The sequence below is a fragment of the Vibrio sp. Of7-15 genome, assembly GCF_022347565.1.
In the GTDB taxonomy this organism is placed as follows: domain Bacteria; phylum Pseudomonadota; class Gammaproteobacteria; order Enterobacterales; family Vibrionaceae; genus NORP241.
Genome location: NZ_JAKRGH010000065.1, coordinates 1 through 2,191 on the forward strand (window position 1 = coordinate 1; position 2,191 = coordinate 2,191).

The window sequence follows — 2,191 nt, forward strand, 5'->3', positions numbered from 1 at the left end:
TACTAACTTACGCATAGCTGGTTCCTTTGTGATAAATCCTTCTTGGTCTAAAGATCTGATCGCAGAACCAGCTTTAGTTCCATTCAGTTTTTATCCCGAACTCAGGTTAACTAGTCAAAATATAGGGCTTACCTTAAGCCTATAGGCCGATTATCCTCCACTTTTAATAAAAACCACCTTTGAATATTGATAACCCATTGAAATTAAGAGTATAAGTTGGTAGTTTTGTTGGCTTTATAATTAGAGTAATAACCCTATGGCTAGTAAAAAAGTAACTATTCCTCTTTTGTTCCTTACGGCAATCAGTGGCTGTAATAGCGGCGGTTCAGATAATAGCCCTGCTGGTACAACCAACAATGCCTTTATCGGTGATACTAAAAATGCTGTCGCCTATTCCATTATGGAAAAAGACAATATTACCACTGCTGGTAGTTATATAAAAAATATCAGTACCAATCGTAACTTCTGTGACCAGCTAGTAAAAGTGGTAGAAGAGTCGGGGAGTAGTGATACAAGTGCACCGCGATATTCTACGCAAAAAATCTTCACACCCATTAATGATGGAAATTGTATGGTTGAAGATATGGTCAACACCAATAATTACTTGGTCCTGAATGGCTTTTTTTCGGGGCTGGTTGATAAAGATGGTAATGCCATTAAGGACTGTTCGGTTATTGCACTACCGCATAACAGTGAGCAAGCTACTCCTATGTGTATTCAAAGTACGGGAAGTACAAATGTTGCGATTAAACCCTCCTTTAGTGGGGAGCACATTGTAATCAACCACCGTAAGCCAGTGAATGATGAATTTACTTGGCAAGGTACTTCGCTTTGGTCTGAAAGTACTCCTGATGATCTTACAGGTATTTACGGTACAACTTTTATTGATGGATCCAATAGTTTCCCTATCAGGCCTAGGGTGAAAGATTCATGGACAAAAGATGGCAACTCCTTTGCTGTGATGACCATGGGCGGTGATGCTTTAACTGGTCAGAAAGGGGGAGCTTTTGAGAAAAATGGGTATACCAATGCGTATAACCTTTATCGAGTGCATGATAAAGTAATATCGGCAGGCGGTAGATACGATAGTTTATATTATTCGTACGATCTGGCTAATAATGCAACAGTAGGTAGATTTACTCCTTACAGCAGAGTTATTAACTATAATGTTGTAGAAATCGCACAAATCCAAAATGGTGCACATGCCATTATTTCTGCTGACATAGGTGAGCATCTCACCTCAGAACGCAAAGACGTGGGTATCTTCTTTATTGATAAAGATACTTTAGAGTTCCAATTGAGACAGCCACTAAGGTATGATGGCCTTGTTAGCACGAATGTTCTGGTTGTGACGGTTGGGGGCCATCCTTATGTTGTCAATTTTGATTTTAGTGATTTAGATAAGCCTTATTTAGCTTACTATGATTTGATTACTGCTGAAGAGCTAGGCTCTGATTTATTCCCAGATAGTGCCTTATTCCAAAACAGCACAAGTGTAAACGCGCTTAAATACATGGATGGTGTTAAGTTTTTGATAAACTACAACAATGGAACATCAAAACAAGTATTTTTTAATGTTCAAACAGGGACGTTCTCTGAAGAGGTCATTGATCCAAGGGAAGTGATTAAAACGATTCCGTTAAAAACATCAAATGACTAAGACATATTGTAAATTGAGTCTATGATATAAAAACAGCCCTCCACGAGGGTTGTTTTTCTTATTTAGGCATAGGGGTTCTAATTTTTTATAATGTCTATACCCGTGATCATTCATGAAACGACCGTTCTTCGTCACCGCACAATCTAAGAAACTGACACCAGAAAATGGCGGGGCATCAGGGTACTTAATCTGTCATTCAACAATGAGGCCGATAAAGCACCTGATCGAACAGATTTACCATCATACTAATCAACCTGAGATCGGTTTAAGCCATTGTCATTAGGCCTGCTTTTTCAACAGGCGTAATATTCAACGATGGCTTTTCTGGCTTTAAACAGTAAGCAATCAAGCCGCCAAGTAGATTTAGCATGAACCCATGCAGACTTCGATGGCGCGAGTGCTCTATCTGAAAGATATTCTTTAACTGATCGTTAATTGTCTCAATTATAAAGCGCTTCGAGAGCATAGCTCTATCCCATGCTGCAAGCTGCTTAGGCTTCATATTCTTACGCTGAGTCGTAATTAGGGTTA

General features: G+C 39.2%; 2 protein-coding genes. One reads left to right on the forward strand and one right to left on the reverse strand.

Annotation, left to right across the window (positions count from 1 at the left end):
• Positions 1–256 precede the first annotated feature (256 nt).
• Entirely contained in the window at positions 257–1,660 is a 1,404-nt protein-coding gene (locus MHO82_RS25635) for a hypothetical protein (protein WP_239189444.1), read from the forward strand.
• A 265-nt stretch (positions 1,661–1,925) separates the two neighbouring features.
• Here MHO82_RS25635 and MHO82_RS25640 read toward each other — a convergent pair.
• The coding region (locus MHO82_RS25640) for a transposase (protein WP_239189446.1) at positions 1,926–2,191 on the reverse strand (266 nt) is incomplete at its 5' end.

Bases quoted from the DNA above. Each gene is read 5' to 3' on its own strand.
- MHO82_RS25635 (WP_239189444.1), top strand. From the start codon at position 257: ATGGCTAGTAAAAAAGTAACTATTCCTCTTTTGTTCCTTACGGCAATC.